The following is a 17,001-nucleotide window of genomic DNA, read 5'->3' on the forward strand; positions in this document are numbered from 1 at the left end:
GGCGTGTCGGTCGCTTCCGGCACCGACCCTACGCCCGGACCGGCACGCACCCCCGACGTGTCCGCGGCGCGCGGACACGTCAGTTTTCCGGACGCCGAGCAGGGGCCCCGAGACGGGGGCCGTACGGTCAGAACGAGTACGTGCGCTCGCCCACCCGGAACTCGACGGTCTCCAGGTCCTGCACGCGTTCCTTGGCCTGGGCCGCGACCCGCTCCATGGTCTCCTGCAGCACGGCGGGATCGACCTCCGCGGCCTGCTCCCCGTAGTGGACGACCAGCGTGCCCTCGTCCCCCTTGATCTCGAAGGACTCCATGTCCGGGCCGGAGGGCATGGACCGGAAGAACTCGGTCACCCTGGAGTTGTCCCCCAGGAGGATGCCGTCGAACTCGGCCAGGGACGACCAGTCGAAGTCCCGGACCTGCTCCACCGTGAGGTCGCCCATCTGTCGCGCCTCGGTCCAGAGCTGCTCGGCCTGGGCGGTGACCTCCTCGGCCTGGCCCCTGATCTCCTCGACCTGGGCACAACCTGTCAGTGACACCGTCAGCAGGACTGCCGCACCGGCGGCCCGACGTCGCGAGGTCTTCATCCCGGTATCTTCTCACGGCAGGATGTGACCATGAGCGGCACCTGTGTGGTCGTGGGCGGCGGGCCCGCGGGAATGGTCCTGGGGCTCCTGCTGGCCCGGGCCGGCATCGAGGTGACCGTGCTGGAGAAGCACGGCGACTTCCTCCGGGACTTCCGCGGGGACACCGTGCATCCCAGCACCCTGACCCTGCTCGAGGACCTGGGGCTGTTCGAGGCGTTCGACGCCCTGCCGCAGACCCGGCTGGATGGCGTCGGCTTCCCGGCCCCCGACGGCAGCTCGGTGCGCCTGGTGACCCTCGGGCGGTTGCGGGTGCCCCATCCCTACATCGCGATGGTCCCGCAGTGGGACCTGCTGGACCTGCTGGCCCGGGCGGCCGGCGAGGAACCCACCATCGCCCTGCGGATGAGCACCGAGGCGGTGGACGTACTGCGCGAGGGCGGCGGGGTCACCGGGGTCCGGTACCGGTCCTCGGAGGGGGCCGGGGAGCTGCGCGCCGACCTCGTCGTCGCCTGCGACGGCCGGGGGTCGATCCTGCGGCGCGCGGCCGGGCTCCCCGTGCGGGAGTACCCGGTTCCCTTCGACGTGTGGTGGTTCCGCCGGCCCGCCCTCGGGGACCCGGGCATCTCCCTGCTCCCCCGGTTCCGCGCCGGTGCCGCCGTCGTCGCCATCCCGCGGCGGGGGTACTTCCAGGTCGCGTACCTGGGCCGGAAGGGTGGCGACGCCGGGTTGCGCCGCCGGGGCGTCGAGGCTCTCCGCCGGGAACTGCGCGGCCTGCTGCCGCCGGAGGCCGACGTCGGCGCCCTGACCTCGATGGACCAGGTCAAGCACCTGGACGTGCGGGTGGACCGGCTCCGGCGGTGGCACACCGACGGCCTGCTGTGCATCGGGGACGCGGCGCACGCGATGTCCCCCGTCGGCGGGGTCGGGATCAACCTGGCCGTGCAGGACGCCGTCGCGACCGCCCGTCTGCTGGCCCCCGCGATCCGGGCGGGCCGCGTGCGCCCCCGCGTGCTCGCCCGGGTGCGGCATCGTCGGCTGATGCCGACCGCCCTCATCCAGGCGGTGCAGCGGGTCGCGCACGCCCGGTTCGTCGAACCCGTACTGGACGGCACGTGGGCCGCTCCGTCACCATGGTTCGTCTCCCTGGTCCGCCGGTTCCCCGCGCTGACCCTCCTGCCCGCTTACCTGATCGGCGTCGGCCCGTTGCCGGAGCGGGCCCCGGACTGGGCCCGCCGCCCGTCGCTGCCGAAGACGGCGTCCCCGGCCCACCCGGTGGCCGCGGACTAGTGCTTGCGGCCGCGCTTCTCGCGGACTCGCATCCCGAGTTCGATCGGGGTCCCCTCGAAGCCGAAGGTCTCCCGGAGCCGGCGGATGATGAACCGCCGGTAGCCCGGGTCCAGGAACCCGGTCGTGAACAGCACGATGCGCGGGGGCCGGGTGGAGGGCTGCGTGGCAAACAGGATCCGGGGCTGCTTGCCACCGCGCACCGGGTGCGGGTGGGCTGCCACGAGCTCGCCGAGGAAGGCGTTGAGCTTGCCGGTGGGGATGCGCCGGTCCCAGGACTCCAGCGCGGTGTCCAGGGCGGGCACCAACCGGTCCTTGTGCCACCCGGTCTTGGCCGAGAGGTTCACTCGCGGGGCCCAGGCCACGTGGGCTAGGTCCTGCTCGATCTCCCGGTCCAGGTAGAAGCGGCGGTCCTCGTCCATGAGGTCCCACTTGTTGAAGGCCAGCACCAGCGCCCGGCCGGAGTCCACGACGGTCTGCAGGATGCGCACATCCTGCTCGGACAGCACCTCGGAGGCCTCCAGCAGGACCACGGCCACCTCGGCCTTGTCCAGGGCGGACTGCGTCCGCAGGGAGGCGTAGTAGTCCGCACCGTGGGCCATGTGCTGGCGGCGGCGGATGCCGGCGGTGTCCACGAACCGCCAGAGCCGGCCGCCGAGCTCGATCAGCTCGTCCACGGGATCACGGGTGGTGCCGGCGGTGTCGTCCACCACCACGCGGTCGGACCCGGCCAGCTTGTTCAGCAGCGAGGACTTGCCCACGTTGGGCCGTCCCAGCAGGGCCACGCGGCGCGGGCCACCACGCGGGACGAGCCCGCCGTGGGCGGACTCCTCCGGCAGGACCGCCAGGGCCGCGTCCAGCAGGTCACCGGTCCCCCGGCCGTGCACCGCGGAGACGGGGTGGGGTTCGCCGAGGCCGAGGCCCCACAGGGTGGCGGCGTCCGCCTCCTGGGTGATGTCGTCGACCTTGTTGGCCACGAGGATCACCGGCTTCTTCTTGCGCCGCAGCAGGCGGACGACGGCCTCGTCGGTCGAGGTCGCGCCGACGGTCGCGTCCACGACGAACAGCACGGCGTCGGCCACGTCCACGGCCAGCTCGGCCTGCTCGGCCACGCGCTGGTGGATGCCCTTGGCATCGTGCTCCCACCCGCCGGTGTCCACTACGGTGAACACCCGCCCGTTCCACTCGGCCTCGTAGCTGACGCGGTCACGGGTCACCCCGGGCACGTCCTCCACCACGGCCTCTCGGCGACCGATGATCCGGTTGACCAGGGTGGACTTTCCCACGTTGGGCCGGCCCACGATGGCCAGCACCGGGGGCACGGGTTCGTCCTCGGGTTCGGCGTCGCCCTCCTCCCAGCCCTGGAGCAGGGCGGCGTCCTCGTCGTCGAGCTCGTAGTCCTGCAGGCCGGCGCGCAGGGCCTCGGCCCGCTGGCGCGCGTCCTCGTCCGAGAGGGCGGCCAGCCGCTCGGCGACGTTGTCCTCGCCGGCGGGCACGTACTCGGGCCCGTCCCCGTCCTGCGGCCCGGTGCCGGTGGTGTTCTCGGTGCTCATGCGCGGTTCCCCTTCGGGGTCGTCGGTGCTGCGGTGTCTGGTGTGGCCACCGGTGCGGTGGTTCCGGCCGCCTCGGTGCCGGGGGCGTGGTGGGCGTCGCCGAAGACGCCCTGGCCGGACTGGCCGGCGATCTCGGCCAGGACGGCCTGCACGGTGGACTCGAGGTCGAGCTCGGAGGAGTCGACGAGGCCCACCCCCGCGGCGGGGGTCATGAAGTCCACCACGGTGGAGTCCTTCGCGTCCCGGTCCACCACCTGGGCGGTCAGGTCCTGCCGGCCGACGGTGCCGCCGAGCTGCTCGCCGCGCCGGGCGAGGCGGACCTCCGCGGTGGCGGTCAGCAGGATGCGGGCATCGGCGTCCGGGGCCACCACGGTGGTGATGTCCCGCCCCTCGGCCACGATCCGGCGGTGGGAGTCGATCAGCTCGCGCTGACGGGCCACGAGCAGCTCGCGGACGGCCCGGTTGGTGGCCACCACCGAGACGACGGCGGAGATGCCCGGTGCGCGGATGGCCTCGGTGATGTCGTGGGTGCCCACCACCACGCGGTCGACGTCAGGGTCCACGGACAGCCCCAGGTCGATGTCCTGCACGGCGGCGACGACGGCGTCGTCGTCCTCGAGCACCCCGGCCTCCCGGCAGTGCCAGGCCACGGCGCGGTACATCGCCCCGGTGTCGAGGTAGGCCGCGCCCAGCCGACGTGCGACCTCGCGGGACACGGAGGACTTCCCCGACCCCGAGGGACCGTCCACGGCCACCACGAGGCGCCGTGCTGCCGCCGCCGTCGTCTCGTCCACCATTCAGACCACCTTCCATCCCCGCGCGGTCAGCGCGTCCGTCAGTTCCTGCCGGCGTCCGGGCAGTACGGAGATCTCCAGCATGCCCACCTGGTACCCGGCCGAGTGGTCCATGCGCAGGTCCTCCACGTTGACGCCGGCGGCGCCGACGTCCTGCAGGACCGCGGAGATCTGGCCCGGGGTGTCGTCCACGATCACGGTGACCACGGCGAAGGCCTGCGGCGGACCGCCGTGCTTGCCCGGGATCCGGGCGTGCCCGGCGTTGCCCTCGGCGATCAGCTGCGCGATGTCCAGGCGTGCGCCGGGCGCCGACGGGTCCTCCATCGTGCCGATCAGCCGGTCCAGGTCCTCGCGCACCCCGTAGAGGATCCGCAGGATCTCCGGCGCGTTCGCTGCGAGGATCTGCACCCACAGCTGGGGGTCGGAGGCGGCGATGCGCGTGGTGTCCCGCAGTCCGTTGCCGGCCAGGGCGAGCGAGGCCGCCGGGGTCTCCTGGAGGCGGGAGGACACCAGGGAGGCGGCGATCTGCGGCAGGTGCGAGATCAGCGCCACCGAGGCGTCGTGGTCCTCGGCGCTCATCCGGTGCACGGTGGCGCCCAGGCTGCGCGCGATCTCCTCGGCCGCCGCGACGGCGGACGGATCGGTCGCCTCGGTCGCGCAGACCACCCAGGGGGCCGCGGTGAACAGCTGGCCGCGGGCCGCCACCGGGCCGGAACGCTCGGAACCGGCCATCGGGTGGGTGCCCACGTAGCGGGCGGCCTGGTCGGGGGCCAGGGTCCCGTCCGCGACGGCGGCCTGCACCTCCGCGGCGATCGCCCCCTTGACCGAGGCGATGTCCAGCACGACGGCCTCCGGGAACCGGCGCAGCGAATCGATCACGACCTGACCGGTCACGTCCGGGGGCGAGGCCACCACGACGGTACCCGGCTGCCGGACGTCCGGCGCGCCCGTGGCGCCGTCGAGCCCGGTCGGGTAGGGGTCGCCGGCGCCGATGTCCACGGCCACGGCCTGCGCGGAGGGCGATGGGTCGGCGAGCCAGACCTCGGCGCCCGCGGCACGCAGGCCCAGCCCGATCGAGGCACCCAGCAGCCCGGTGCCCCGGATGAGGACCGGTTCCTCCAGGACCCGGGATATCAGCAGGGCCCGGGCCATCACAGTCCGACCGAGGCCATCAGGTGGCCCATCTCCTGCCGGCCCATCTGCCGGACCGTGCCCTGCTTCTGGTCGCCGAGGGCGATCGGCCCGAACTTCACGCGCACGAGCCGTTCGACCGGGTAACCGACCTCCTTGAACATCCGGCGCACGATCCTGTTCTTCCCGGAGTGCAGCACGACCTCCACGAGCACGTGCCCCGGGGTGGAGTCCACCAGCTTGAAGGAGTCCACCTGGGCGAAGCCGTCCTCCAGGTGGATACCCTCCTTGAGCTGGGCGCCGACGCCCTTGGCCATCGGCCCGGGCACCTGGACGAGGTAGGTCTTCGGGACCTCGTAGCGGGGGTGGGTCAGCCGGTTGGCCAGCTCACCGTCGTTGGTCAGCAGCAGCAGCCCCTCGGTCTCGGTGTCGAGCCGGCCGACGTGGAACAGGCGCTCCTGGCCCTTCTTGAGGTAGTCGGAGATGCACGGGCGCCCCTCGGGGTCGTCCATGGTGGAGACCACGCCGCGGGGCTTGTTGAAGGCGAAGTAGCGCAGGGTGGTGTCCAGCTGCAGGCGGATGCCGTCCACGTGGATGACCGAGGTCTCGGGATCCACGCGGACACCGGTCTCGGTCACGACCTTGCCGTCCACCTCGACCCGTCCCTCGGCGATCAGGTCCTCGCAGACGCGCCGGGAGGCCACGCCGGCAGAGGCCATCAGCTTCTGCAGGCGCACCCCGGACGGGTCGTGGACCTCGGAGAAGTTCTGTTCGCGCCGGGCGCGGTTCGGACGCTGCGGCTTGCGCGCGGCGCCCAGGTTGCGGTCGTACCCCTCCCGCGAGTCGTCGCGGAACGGCCCGCCCTTCTGGCCCGGCTGCGGGGTGCGGCCACCGCCGCCGGCAGGGCCGCCGCGGGCAGCCCCCTTACCGGAATGCCCCTTGCTGGCCGATGCGCCGTAGCCCTTGCCGGGCTTACCGGTCTTGCCGGGCCTCCCGGGACGCGATGCGCCCTGGCCGCGGCGGCCGCCGGAGCCCTGGGGCCCGCCGGAGGAGTTCTGGTGTCCGGGGGTACGTGGAGTCATGATGTCCTTTCAGTGCCTCACGGCATGTGCAGGGGTCGGAGTGGGCGGGGATCACGGGACCTCGGGTCACCGGTCACGGCATCACGACCGTGCCCCACCGAACACTCCATCATAGTCCAGCCCCTCCTGCGCAAGGTCACGCGGGCGCGGTGATCTTGCGCACTGCCGGTAGCCCAACCGGGTGGTCCCGGCCGCGGTTCAGCCGCGGAAGCCCTCGTCCTGCTCGGCGAGGGCCGCGAGGTCGCCCAGGCCCGGCAGGTGCTCGGAGAGCCGGGGCAGCTCGTCGAGGCTTCCCACCCCGAGGGCCTCCAGCAGGTATCCGGTGGTCCGGTACAGCACCGCTCCGGTGTGGGGATCCGTTCCCGCCTCGGCCACCAGCCCCCGGCTGACCAGGGTGCGCATCACGGAGTCCGAGTTCACGCCGCGGATGCCGGCCACGCGGGACCGCGTCACCGGCTGGAGGTAGGCCACCACGGCCAGGGTCTCGAGTGCGGCCTGCGTGAGCCGGGCGGTCTGGCCCTCGACGACGAACCGCTCCACGACGTCGGCAAGGGCGGGCCGGGAGTAGATGCGCCAGCCGCCCGCGAGCTCGCGCAGTTCGAAGCCGCGCCGGGGCCCGCCGGAGCGTCCGTCATAGTCGTCCGCCAGGGCCGACAGGGTCGCGGCGATCCTCGCGGGCTCCGCGTCGGTCGCCTGGACCAGCTGTGCCACGGTCACCGGTTCGTCCACCACCATCAGCACGGCCTCGAGCTGCTCGCGCAGGTCCGCCGGGTCGTCACCGGCCGGGGGCGCCGGCGCGGGCCGTGGTCCCGGTTCACTCATGCGTCGTCTCCTCGTCCAGGTGCTCGTCCAAATGCTCGTCGTGCTCCTCGTCCCACTCGCCACCGGGATCCGTCAGCACGTCCGGGGCATCCGGGTCCCACACGACCACCAGCTCCCCCAACGGCGTGTCCTGGTGGAACGTCACGGCCCGGTCCCGGAACATCTCCAACAGGGCCAGGAAACGGGCCACCACCTCCAGGGTGGTGGCGGCGTCGTGGACGAGCTCGCGGAAGGTGAGCCGGCCGGACGCCCGCAACCGGGCCGCCAGGATGCCGCTCTGCTCGCGCACCGAGACGGGCGGGGCGTGCAGGTGGCCGAGCCCGACGGCGTCGGGTTCGGCCGGGGTGCGGGAGAGGACCTGCTCGGCCAGCGCACCGAACTGTTCCGGGCTCACTGTCCACACCAGTGGGGGCAGGACGGAGGCGAACCGCGGGTCCAGTGTGGTCTGGCGCGGGAAGCGCCGGGACTCGGACTCCATGCGGCTGCGCATCAGTGCGGAGACGTCCCGGAACGCCTTGTACTGCAGCAACCGGGCGAACAGCAGGTCGCGGGCCTCCAGCAGTGCCACGTCCTCCTCGGCCTCCGCGGTGCCGGCCGGCAGCAACCGGGCCGTCTTCAGGTCCAGCAACGTGGACGCCACCACGATAAAGGCGCTGGACTCGTCCAGCGCCGCCAGGTCCGGTCGGCCGCGCGCGTCCTCGTCCCGTTCCCCGGGCTGCTGCCGCAGGGTGCCGATGTAGGCGATGAACTCGTCCGTGACCTCTGCCAGGGCGACCTCGGTGATGTCCATCCGGCGCCGGGCGATCAGGGAGAGCAGGAGGTCGAACGGGCCGGAGAAGTTCTGCAGGGTGACCGAGAAGCCGGACGGCGTCCCGTCCAGGCCGGCCTCGTCCAGGGCCGTCCGGGACGGGACGGCCACGCCGGGGCCACCGTCGTCCGCGGCGAGGCCGGCCAGGGCGCCGGTCACCGCCGCGGACGCTGGGCTCACGGCGCTCCGCCGCGCCAGATCAGCTCGCGGGCCAGCGTGCGGTAGGCCTTGGCACCCTCGTGCTTCTGCGCGAAGGCGGTGATCGGCTCGGCGGCGACGGTGGCGTCGGCGAACTTGATGGAGCGCTTGATCACGGTCTCGAAGACCCGGTCCCCGAAGGCCTCGACCAACCGGCCCACGACCTCCTTGGAGTGCAGGGTACGGGCGTCGAACATCGTGGCCAGCACGCCGTCGACCTGCAGGTCCGGGTTGATCCGGTCCTGGATCTTCTCGATGGTCTCCACCAGCAGGGCCACCGCGCGCAGGGCGAAGAACTCGGCCGTCAGCGGGATGATCACCCCGTGCGAGGCGGTCAGCGCGTTCACGGTGAGCAGCCCCAGGGACGGCTGGCAGTCGATGAGGATGACGTCGTAGTCGTCACGGACCTGCCGCAGGGATCGCTCGAGCACCTGCTCGCGGGCCACCTCGTTGACGAGCTGGACCTCCGCGGCGGAGAGGTCGATGTTGGCGGGCAAGAGATCGATGTTCTCGAACTCGGTCTCCACGAGCGCGTCCCGCGCGCTGACGCTGCGCTCCATCATGACGTTGTAGATGGTCGTGTCCAGCTCGTGCGGGCTGACCCCGAGACCGGCGGACAGGGCGCCCTGGGGATCGAAGTCGACCATGAGGACCTTGCGGCCGTACCCGGCGAGCGCGGCGCCGAGGTTGATGGTGGAGGTGGTCTTGCCCACCCCGCCCTTCTGGTTGACCATCGAGATGATCCTGGCGGGACCGTGCGAGGTCAGGGGGGCGGGCTCCGGGAACTCGTGCTTGGGCCGTCCCGTGGGCCCGATCACCGGATCCCCGGTGACCATGAGCACTGGCGTGGGCTCTTGCTGGTTCACGATGCTGCCGACTCCTGCCATCTGTCCGTCTGTCCGCCGTTCTGTGAGGTGCCTTCGCTGGATAACGCCGGCTGCTGCGGCATGGGTACACCCTAGTCCGGATCTCGGCCGGCCCGGAGAATTCACGCGGACCCGCGGCGAGCCTTGACGTTCAACCGCAGGGTGAAGGTGTATAGGCAAGTCGGTTCCCGCCCACGTCGGCGGCCGGGCCCCCGTGCAGGGGCCCGGCCGCGGTCGTGGGGTCCGTGGGACCCGGTCGCCGGACTACCGGCGGCTGCCGGCGGTGTCGAGGTCGCGGGTGACGTTCAGGCTGGACTCCGGGTGCCCCTCCACCGCCTGCTCGGCGATGGTCGGCGACTCGTACGGGTCGAAGCCGCGCCCCCGGGACTCCGCGTCGGCCTCCGCGGCCGGTGCGGCCTCGGGCGCGCCGTGTCCGGCCACCAGGGCCTCGTCGAACGCCAGCCGGCCGGAGAGCACCTGCCGTGCGCGGTCGGCGTCGAACTCACCGACCCACTTGCCGATCAGCATCGTCGCCACGGCGTTGCCGGTGAAGTTGGTCAGGGCCCGGGCCTCGGACATGAACTTGTCGATGCCCACGATCACGCCCATCCCGCCCAGCAGCGCCGGGCTGTGGGACTGCAGGCCGGCGGCCAGGGTGGCCAGGCCGGCGCCGGTCACGCCGGCGGCACCCTTGGAGGCGATGATCATGAAGACCAGCAGGCCGATCTGCTCGCCCAGGTTCATCTCCAGGCCCATGGCGTTGGAGACGAACAGGGCGGCCATGGTCAGGTAGATGGCGGTGCCGTCGAGGTTGAACGAGTACCCGGTCGGGACGGTCACCCCGACCACGGGCTTGGACACCCCGGCGTACTCCATCTTGGCGATCAGCCGCGGCAGGGCCGACTCGGAGGAGGAGGTCGCGAAGATCAGCAGGTACTCCCGGCCCAGGTACTTCATCAGGGAGAAGATGCTCATCCCGGTGACGATCTTCAGCAGGGTGCCGAGCACCAGGACGATGAACAGGATGCAGGTGGCATAGAACGCACCCATCAGCAGCGCCATGGCCCCGATGGCGGACCAGCCGGTGGAGCCGACGACGGCGGCGATGGCACCGAAGGCGCCGATGGGGGCGACCCACATGATCATCATCAGGATCCGGAACACCACGCCCTGGACGAGGGAGAGGATGTTCAGCAGCGGCTTGCCGGCCTCGCCCATCTTCTGCAGGGCGAACCCGACGAGCAGGGCCACGAACAGGACCGGCAGCACCGGGACGGAGTCCGGGATGATCTCCAGCACGAACGCGACGGTCGGGTCCAGTTCGGCCTTGGCGGCCGGGTCGTAGGGGGTCAGAGCGAGACCCTCACCCGGGTGGATGAGGTTGCCCACGACCAGGCCGAGGCCCAGGGCGAAGGTGGACATGATGACGAAGTACAGCAGGGCCATGCCACCGACCTTGCCGACGGTGGCGGCCTTGGCGATGGAACCGATGCCCAGCACGATGGTGCAGAAGATGACCGGGCCGATCATCATCTTGATCAGGGAGACGAAGCCGTCGCCGAGGGGCTTGAGGGACTTGCCGAACTCCGGGAACAGCAGGCCCACGGCGGCCCCCAGGACCACCGAGGCGATCACGGAGATGTAGAGCCAGTGGGTCCGGTCCTTGGTCTTCTTCGCCTCGGAGCGCTCTGCGCGCGGGGCGGTGGTGGTCTCTGCCATGGTGGTCCTTGCTGCGATGGTGGATCGGGGTGTGATGATGGTGGCGGACGCCGTCGATGCCGGGGTGTGGCGCCACCGGGACTGCGGTCAGTGATGATCCTCGCCCCGTACTGTGGGGATCGTCACGGTTGCGGTCATAAAGTTCATGACGCCGCTCACAGACCCGGGAGGTGACCATGCGCCGGTGGAGCATCGCCCGGCGGCTCGCCGTGGCCCAGCTGGCGGGGCTGGTCGTCATCGCGGTCCTCGCGATCGGCGTGAGCTACCTGCAGACCCGGCAGACCTTCTACGCCCTGGAGCGTGAGCACGTGGTGGCCACCGCACAGCTGATCGCGGACGAGAGCACGGTCCGTGAGGGCTTCGCCGCGGCGGACCCCTCGGCGGCCCTGCAGCCGTTGACCCGGGAGCTGCCCGGCCCGGCCGACGTGGACTGGGTGACGTTCTTCGGCACGGATGCCACGCGCGTGGCCCACCGGGACCCGGCCCTGCAGGGCACGCACTTCCCCGGGGACCTCTCGCAGGTCCGGGCCGGAAGGGTCAGCGTGGACACCGTCGCGACGGGCCCGGCCGGCCTGTCGTTGCGCGCACTGGCCCCGGTCCTGTCCGCGGACGACGAGACGGTCATCGGGGTGGTCGGCGTCGGCCAGCGTGTCCCGGAACTGGACATCGCCGTGTCCGCCCAGATTCCCCGGATCCTCGTGGTCACCGGGGTGCTGGCCGCGCTGGCGCTGTCCGGAGCGGCGGTCCTGGGCCGCTACATCTCCCGGACCACCCACGGGCTGGGTCCCGAGGAGCTGGCCGCACGCTTCGCGGTGCTGGACACGGCACTGCACAACGTCTCGGAGGGCATGGTCCTGATCTCGCCGACGAGGCACCTGACGCTGTACAACGACCGCGCCGCCGAGTTGCTGGACCTGCCCCCGTCCCAGGAGACCGGGGTGATCGGCGATCGACCGCCGCACGTGAGGGACCTCGGCCTGCCCGCGCCGCTCGCCGATCTGCTGGGTGCGGGACGGCAGGCCCGGGACGAGCTCTATGCCGTGGGCGAGCGGATCCTCGTGGTGAACCAGCGACCCGCCCGCCCGGGGACCACGCCGACGGCACGGCCCTGGACCCGGTCGCGGCGCCGGTCGTCCGAGGTGCCGGCTGCGGGCCCGGGGACGGTGGTCACGCTGTACGACCGCACCGAGGTCCAGGAGATGAACCGGGAGCTGGAGACCACCCGGTCCCTTACCGACGCCCTGCGCTCGCAGACCCACGAGCACGCCAACCGGTTGCACACCCTCTACTCCCTGCTCGAGCTGGGCCGCCCGGAGCAGGCCCGCGAGTTGATCGAGGAGTCCCTGGACGCCCGGGGCACCGGCGCGGGCCTCGCCACGACCGCCGAGGCCGAGCCCGCGCTGGACGCGCTGATGATCGCCAAGGCCTCCCAGGCCCGCGAGCGCGGGGTCACGATGGACCACCGCAACGAGGTCGACTCCCCCACCGGCGTCCCGGCCCAGGACCTGGTCACCCTCATGGGCAACCTGCTGGACAACGCCATCGACGCCGCGGCCGACCCGGCCCGGGACCCGGCGGACCGGTGGGTGGACGCCGAGGCGCGCCTCGAGGGGCGCTGGCTGGTCCTCCAGGTGGCCGACGGTGGACCGGGGCCCTCCGCGGAGGACCGTGAGCGGATCTTCGAGCTGGGCTGGTCCACCAAGCCGGCCGGGCCCGCCGGCCGCGGGGTGGGACTGGCCCTGGTCCGCCAGACGGCCCGACGGCTGGGCGGGACGGTGGACCTGGCCCAGGACTCCGGGACCGTGTTCACCGTCGAGCTGCCCCTGGGGGCCCCGTATCTCGGCCTCCCGGCCCCGGGGAACGCAGGGCACCCGGAGAGGATCGACGGCCATGCGTGACTACCGGGTGCTGGTCCTCGAGGACGAGCAGGTCACGGCGGACACCTACGTGGAGTACCTGGCCCGCACCGGCGGCTTCGAGGTGGTCCATGTCTCGCCCACCGCCCGGGACGCGCTGGGCTTCCTGGCCGAGCAGATGCGCCGGAGCGGCTCCTTCGGCATCGACGTGGTCCTGCTGGACATGAACCTGCCGGACGGCCACGGGCTCGACGTGCTGCGGCAGATGCGCTCGGCCGGCTTCACCGGCGGGGTGCTGGCACTGACCGCCTCGACGGAACTGCGCACCATCCGCCGGGCCGTGGCCCTAGGCGTGGTGCAGTACCTGGTCAAGCCGTTCGGCTACCAGCAGTTCGCGGAGCGGATGCGCGCGTTCCGCGAACTGGCGGCCGAGTTCGCCGGCACCGGCACCGCACCGGGCCAGGACGTGGTGGACCGGGCCTTCCCGCGCTCCCGGCCCGCCGGTCCCCCGGAACTGCCCAAGGGGCTGACCGAGCCGACCCTGGACACCGTCGTCGCGCTGCTGCGGGGCGCCGCCGCGGGTGCACTGAGCGCGGGTGAGGTGGGCCACGCCGTCGGGACGTCCCGGGTCACCGCGCGACGGTACCTGGAACACCTCTACCGGGTGGGGATGGTGGAACGGTCCCCGCGGTACGGCACGCCGGGCCGGCCGGAGAACGAGTACCGGTGGACGGGGCCGGCGGGCTGAGCCTGCCCCGGTCCGCTCACCCGGCGGCGTCCGCGATCAGCCCGGCCAGTTCCCGGGGCCGGGACCACATCGGCCAGTGCCCGGTCGGCAGGTCCACGTAGCGCAGGTTGCGGTAGTCCGGCAGGGCGGCCAGGAAGGGGACGCCCTGACCGGCGTAGGAACGGTACTCCTCGCCGCTGTACTCCGTGCAGACCACGGTGGAGGCCACGTCGTGGCGCCGGTCGTCCGAGAGCCGGACCGCAGTGGTCAGCACGGTCGCCGCCTCCGGGACGGCGCGCTCGCGGAAGGTCGCCAATTGCCGGTCCGTCAGGTCGCGCATCGCCCCGCCCTCCTGTTCTTGCGCCCACGCGTCCTCCAAGCGGTACCACTCGGCGGTGAGACCGGGGTCCATGGCGTACCCGTCGGGCACCGGGGCGGTGTCGACCCACACGGCGTGGTCCACGAGTCCGGGATGCTGGTCGATCACCAGGGTCCCGGCGAGGGCCGCCCCGCTGTGCACCACGAGCACGCGGCGTCCGGCCGTGTGGTCCAGTGCCGCCAGGATCGCGTCGGCCTGGTCCTGGGGTCCGTCGGCCCTGGTCCCGCGCCCGGGCAGGGTCGGGGTCGCCACCGCCAGGCCCCGGCCGTCCAGGTCCGCCCGCACGTCGTCCCACGCCCAGCCGTCCAGCCAGAACCCCGGCACCAGCACGATCTGCGGCGGACTCGTCATGGGCGCAGTCTGGCACGGCCCCGCCCCCGGCGCCACGGTAGGGGGACCGTGCGGACTCCGGGCGTCCCGGTCAGGCGCGCAGCTGGTCCGCGATCCGGTCCAGCACGGAACGGTCCTCGATCGTGGAGGGCACCACGTAGTCCTCACCGTCCGCGATCTGGCGCATCGTCTTGCGCAGGATCTTGCCGGATCGGGTCTTCGGCAGGGCCTCCACGACGGTGACCTGGCGGAAGTCGGCGACCGCGCCGATGGTCCCCCGCACCGTGGACCGCAGCTCCGCCAGCAGCTCCTCGGGGTCCTCGGGCACCTCGACCCCGGACTTCAGCACCACGTATCCCGCGGCCCGCTGGCCCTTGAGCGGGTCGGCCAGGCCGATCACCGCGCACTCGGCCACCGCCGGATGGGCGGCGAGCGCCTGCTCCAGCGCACCCGTGGACAGCCGGTGACCGGCCACGTTGATGACGTCGTCGGTGCGGCCCATCACGAACAGGTAGCCGTCCTCGTCGATGAGACCGGAGTCCCCCGTGGCGTAGTACCCGGGGAAGGCGCCGAGATAGGAGTCGATGAAGCGCTGGTCGTTGCCCCACAGGGTGACCAGCGTGCCCGGGGGCAGCGGCAGGCGCAGGCAGATGTTGCCCTCGATCCCGGCCGGCACCGGTTCGCCCGCACCGTCCAGGACCTCCACGGCGTATCCCGGTGAGGGCCGGGTGCAGGAACCGATCTTCACGGGCAGTTCCTGCAGTCCGACCGGGTTCGCCCCGATCGGCCACCCGGTCTCGGTCTGCCACCAGTTATCGATGACCGGGATCCCCAGCAGGTCCCCGATCCAGCGCTGGGTCTCCGGGTCCAGCCGCTCCCCGGCGGCGAACAGGACCTTCAGCCCCGACAGGTCGTGGTCGGCGGCCAGTGTTCCCTCGGGGTCCACCTTGCGGATGGCGCGCAGCGCGGTGGGGCGGTGAACAGCGAGCGCACGCCGTGCTGCGCGGCCACCCGCCAGAAGGCCCCCGCGTCCGGGGTGCCCACCGGCTTGCCCTCGTAGAGCACTGAGGTGGCCCCCACGAGCAGGGGCGCGTAGACGATGTAGGAGTGCCCGACGACCCAGCCGACGTCGGAGGCGGTGAACATCACCTGGCCGGGGCCGACGTCGTAGATGTTGGCCATGGTCCAGGCCAGGGCGACCGCGTGCCCGCCGTGGTCCCGCACCACGCCCTTCGGCGAACCGGTGGTGCCCGAGGTGTACAGGACGTACAGCGGGTCCGTGGCGGCGACCTCCACCGGCCCGGCCGGCAGCGCGGTGGACACCGCCTCGTCCCAGTCCACCCAGCGGGTCCCCGCGGTCCCGGACGCGACGTCGGCAGGGTCCGTGGCGAATCCGTCCCGGCGCCGCGCGACGACGGCGTCCACCCGGTGGCCGGCCAGGGACAGGGCCTCGGCGACGGCCGGCAGGTACTCGACCCTGCGGCTGGGCTCGATGCCGCCGGAGGAGGTGACGATGACCTTGGGACGAGCGTCGTCGATGCGGGTGGCCAGTTCCCTCGGCGCGAAACCGCCGAACACCACGGAGTGCACCGCTCCGAGCCGGGCGCACGCCAGCATGGCGACCGGGGCCTCGGGCGTCATCGGCAGGTAGATCACCACCCGGTCCCCCCGGCCGACGCCCAGTTCCCGCAACACACCGGCGAAGGTGGCCACCCGGTCCGTGAGCTCGGCGTAGCTGATGTGCTCCACGGTGCCGAGCACCGCGGAATCGTAGATGATGGCGGTCCGGTCCCCGTGACCGGCGGCGACGTGCCGGTCCAGGCAGTTCGCCGCGGTGTTGAGGGTGCCGTCCGGGAACCATCGGTACATCGGGGCCGCGGCACCGTCCAGCGCCCGGGTGGGTGGACGGGACCAGTCGATGGCGCGGGCGGCCTCGAGCCAGAAGCCCTCCGGATCGTCGATGGATCGCCGGTAGACCTCGGCGTAGTCGTGGTCCGGCCCGGTGGTGGCGTGCGCTGCGGGGGTCATGGGCACAAGATATGGCCCGGGTCACCCTCCCGTCTAGTATCTGTATACGCAGAGTTCCAGATTCGGTGAAGTTTCGGGTGAGCATCCCCTGTCTGGGCTTCTTGTGTATACACTGGCCCTGTGCGAGCCAGTGAACGTGCATACCAGGCCCTGCGGCAGGACATCATCGATGGACACCTGCCGCCCGGGGCCGTGCTCGGCGAGGTGGAACAGTCCGAACGCCTCGGGCTCTCCCGCACGCCCCTGCGCGAGGCCATCGGACGACTGGTGGCCGAGGGGCTGGCAGAGCCCTCCACCGGCCGCGGTGTCGTCGTCACGAAGGTCTCGCTCGCGGAGGCCGGCCTGCTCTTCGACCTCAGGACGGCGCTCGAGGGACTGGCCGCCCGACGCGCGGCCGAACATGCCGACGCCGCGCTCTTCGTGGACCTGGCCGATCGCTTCGAGGCGGCGACGGAACCGTTGCGCGGCGGCGCCGACCCCACGGAGTACTACGCCCTCACCGAGGAACTCGATGCCGCCGTCGACGACGCCTGCGCCAACCCCTACCTGGCGCAGCACCTGCGCGGCCTGCGGGTGCACCTGACGCGCCTGCGCAGGTTCTCCCGCAAGGACCCCGCGCGGCTGGCCGCCTCCGCCACGGAGCACGCCGCGATCGCCCACGCCCTGGCCGCGCGCAACCCGGAACTGGCCGCGGCCACCACCACCATGCACCTGCAGCACGCACTCGCCCACCTGCAGTCACACCAGGAGGGCGCCGGACCGGCGCCCACGGAGCCCCGACCCGGCACCCGGCCGGGACACGAGACCCATCACGACCATGACACCGTCACGACCTGAG

14 protein-coding genes and 1 pseudogene are annotated in these 17,001 nt (G+C 72.4%); 4 read left to right on the forward strand and 11 right to left on the reverse strand.

The annotated features are described in order from the left end of the window. Window positions 1–127: 127 nt before the first annotated feature. On the reverse strand, window positions 128–586 hold the full coding sequence (locus CITRI_RS18330; protein WP_010143441.1) for a hypothetical protein: 459 nt from the start codon (window positions 584–586) through the stop codon (window positions 128–130). 30 nt (window positions 587–616) lie between these two features. On the opposite strand from CITRI_RS18330, the gene CITRI_RS16320 reads away from it, so the two are divergent. Beyond that, complete coding sequence (locus CITRI_RS16320; RefSeq protein WP_010143442.1) at window positions 617–1,873, forward strand: FAD-dependent oxidoreductase; 1,257 nt, start codon at window positions 617–619, stop codon at window positions 1,871–1,873. Here CITRI_RS16320 and der read toward each other — a convergent pair. The 8 genes from der to CITRI_RS0104530 all read right to left on the reverse strand — a co-directional run bounded on the left by der (window position 1,870) and on the right by CITRI_RS0104530 (window position 10,843). Further along, window positions 1,870–3,423 (reverse strand): ribosome biogenesis GTPase Der, encoded by a 1,554-nt coding sequence (gene der / locus CITRI_RS0104495; RefSeq protein WP_010143443.1) that lies wholly within the window; start codon window positions 3,421–3,423, stop codon window positions 1,870–1,872. The two genes, CITRI_RS16320 and der, sit on opposite strands and share 4 nt — an antisense overlap. Then, window positions 3,420–4,220: a (d)CMP kinase gene (gene cmk, locus CITRI_RS0104500; protein ID WP_010143444.1), complete on the reverse strand. Its 801-nt coding sequence runs from the start codon at window positions 4,218–4,220 to the stop codon at window positions 3,420–3,422. Before cmk ends, der begins: the two co-directional genes overlap by 4 nt. Then, the gene (locus CITRI_RS0104505; protein WP_010143445.1) at window positions 4,221–5,369 is read right to left on the reverse strand and encodes a prephenate dehydrogenase; all 1,149 of its coding nucleotides are present in this window, start codon (window positions 5,367–5,369) and stop codon (window positions 4,221–4,223) included. Beyond that, complete coding sequence (locus tag CITRI_RS0104510; RefSeq protein WP_010143446.1) at window positions 5,369–6,430, reverse strand: pseudouridine synthase; 1,062 nt, start codon at window positions 6,428–6,430, stop codon at window positions 5,369–5,371. Before CITRI_RS0104510 ends, CITRI_RS0104505 begins: the two co-directional genes overlap by 1 nt. A 198-nt stretch (window positions 6,431–6,628) precedes the next feature. Then, entirely contained in the window at window positions 6,629–7,252 is a 624-nt protein-coding gene (gene scpB / locus CITRI_RS0104515) for an SMC-Scp complex subunit ScpB (protein ID WP_010143447.1), read from the reverse strand. Continuing rightward, window positions 7,245–8,240 carry a ScpA family protein gene (locus CITRI_RS0104520; RefSeq protein WP_369732104.1) on the reverse strand — a complete coding sequence of 332 codons (996 nt, stop codon included), beginning with the start codon at window positions 8,238–8,240 and terminating at the stop codon, window positions 7,245–7,247. The genes scpB and CITRI_RS0104520 overlap by 8 nt, the downstream gene beginning before the upstream one ends. Then, window positions 8,237–9,094 carry a ParA family protein gene (locus CITRI_RS0104525; protein WP_050813592.1) on the reverse strand — a complete coding sequence of 286 codons (858 nt, stop codon included), beginning with the start codon at window positions 9,092–9,094 and terminating at the stop codon, window positions 8,237–8,239. The genes CITRI_RS0104520 and CITRI_RS0104525 overlap by 4 nt, the downstream gene beginning before the upstream one ends. Window positions 9,095–9,388: 294 nt before the next feature. Beyond that, entirely contained in the window at window positions 9,389–10,843 is a 1,455-nt protein-coding gene (locus CITRI_RS0104530; RefSeq protein ID WP_010143450.1) for a C4-dicarboxylate transporter DctA, read from the reverse strand. Between the two features lie 176 nt (window positions 10,844–11,019). Here CITRI_RS0104530 and CITRI_RS16325 point away from each other — a divergent pair, with 176 nt between their 5' ends. Next, window positions 11,020–12,741, forward strand: coding sequence for an ATP-binding protein (locus tag CITRI_RS16325; protein WP_237708987.1), 1,722 nt, complete (start codon window positions 11,020–11,022; stop codon window positions 12,739–12,741). Then, window positions 12,734–13,447, forward strand: a complete 714-nt coding sequence (locus tag CITRI_RS0104545) for a response regulator (RefSeq protein ID WP_010143453.1) — start codon at window positions 12,734–12,736, stop codon at window positions 13,445–13,447. Before CITRI_RS16325 ends, CITRI_RS0104545 begins: the two co-directional genes overlap by 8 nt. A 16-nt stretch (window positions 13,448–13,463) precedes the next feature. On the opposite strand, the gene CITRI_RS0104550 is transcribed toward CITRI_RS0104545, so the two are convergent. Both CITRI_RS0104550 and CITRI_RS16330 read right to left on the reverse strand, forming a co-directional pair. Then, window positions 13,464–14,156, reverse strand: coding sequence for an alpha/beta fold hydrolase (locus CITRI_RS0104550; protein WP_029139045.1), 693 nt, complete (start codon window positions 14,154–14,156; stop codon window positions 13,464–13,466). A 70-nt stretch (window positions 14,157–14,226) separates the two neighbouring features. Then, window positions 14,227–16,163: pseudogene (locus CITRI_RS16330) on the reverse strand (AMP-binding protein). Window positions 16,164–16,283: 120 nt separating this feature from the next. Here CITRI_RS16330 and CITRI_RS16335 point away from each other — a divergent pair. Then, window positions 16,284–17,000 carry a GntR family transcriptional regulator gene (locus tag CITRI_RS16335; protein ID WP_010143457.1) on the forward strand — a complete coding sequence of 239 codons (717 nt, stop codon included), beginning with the start codon at window positions 16,284–16,286 and terminating at the stop codon, window positions 16,998–17,000. Window position 17,001: the final 1 nt, after the last annotated feature.

It is taken from the genome of Citricoccus sp. CH26A (assembly GCF_000224415.1).
Classification (GTDB): Bacteria; Actinomycetota; Actinomycetes; order Actinomycetales; family Micrococcaceae; genus Citricoccus.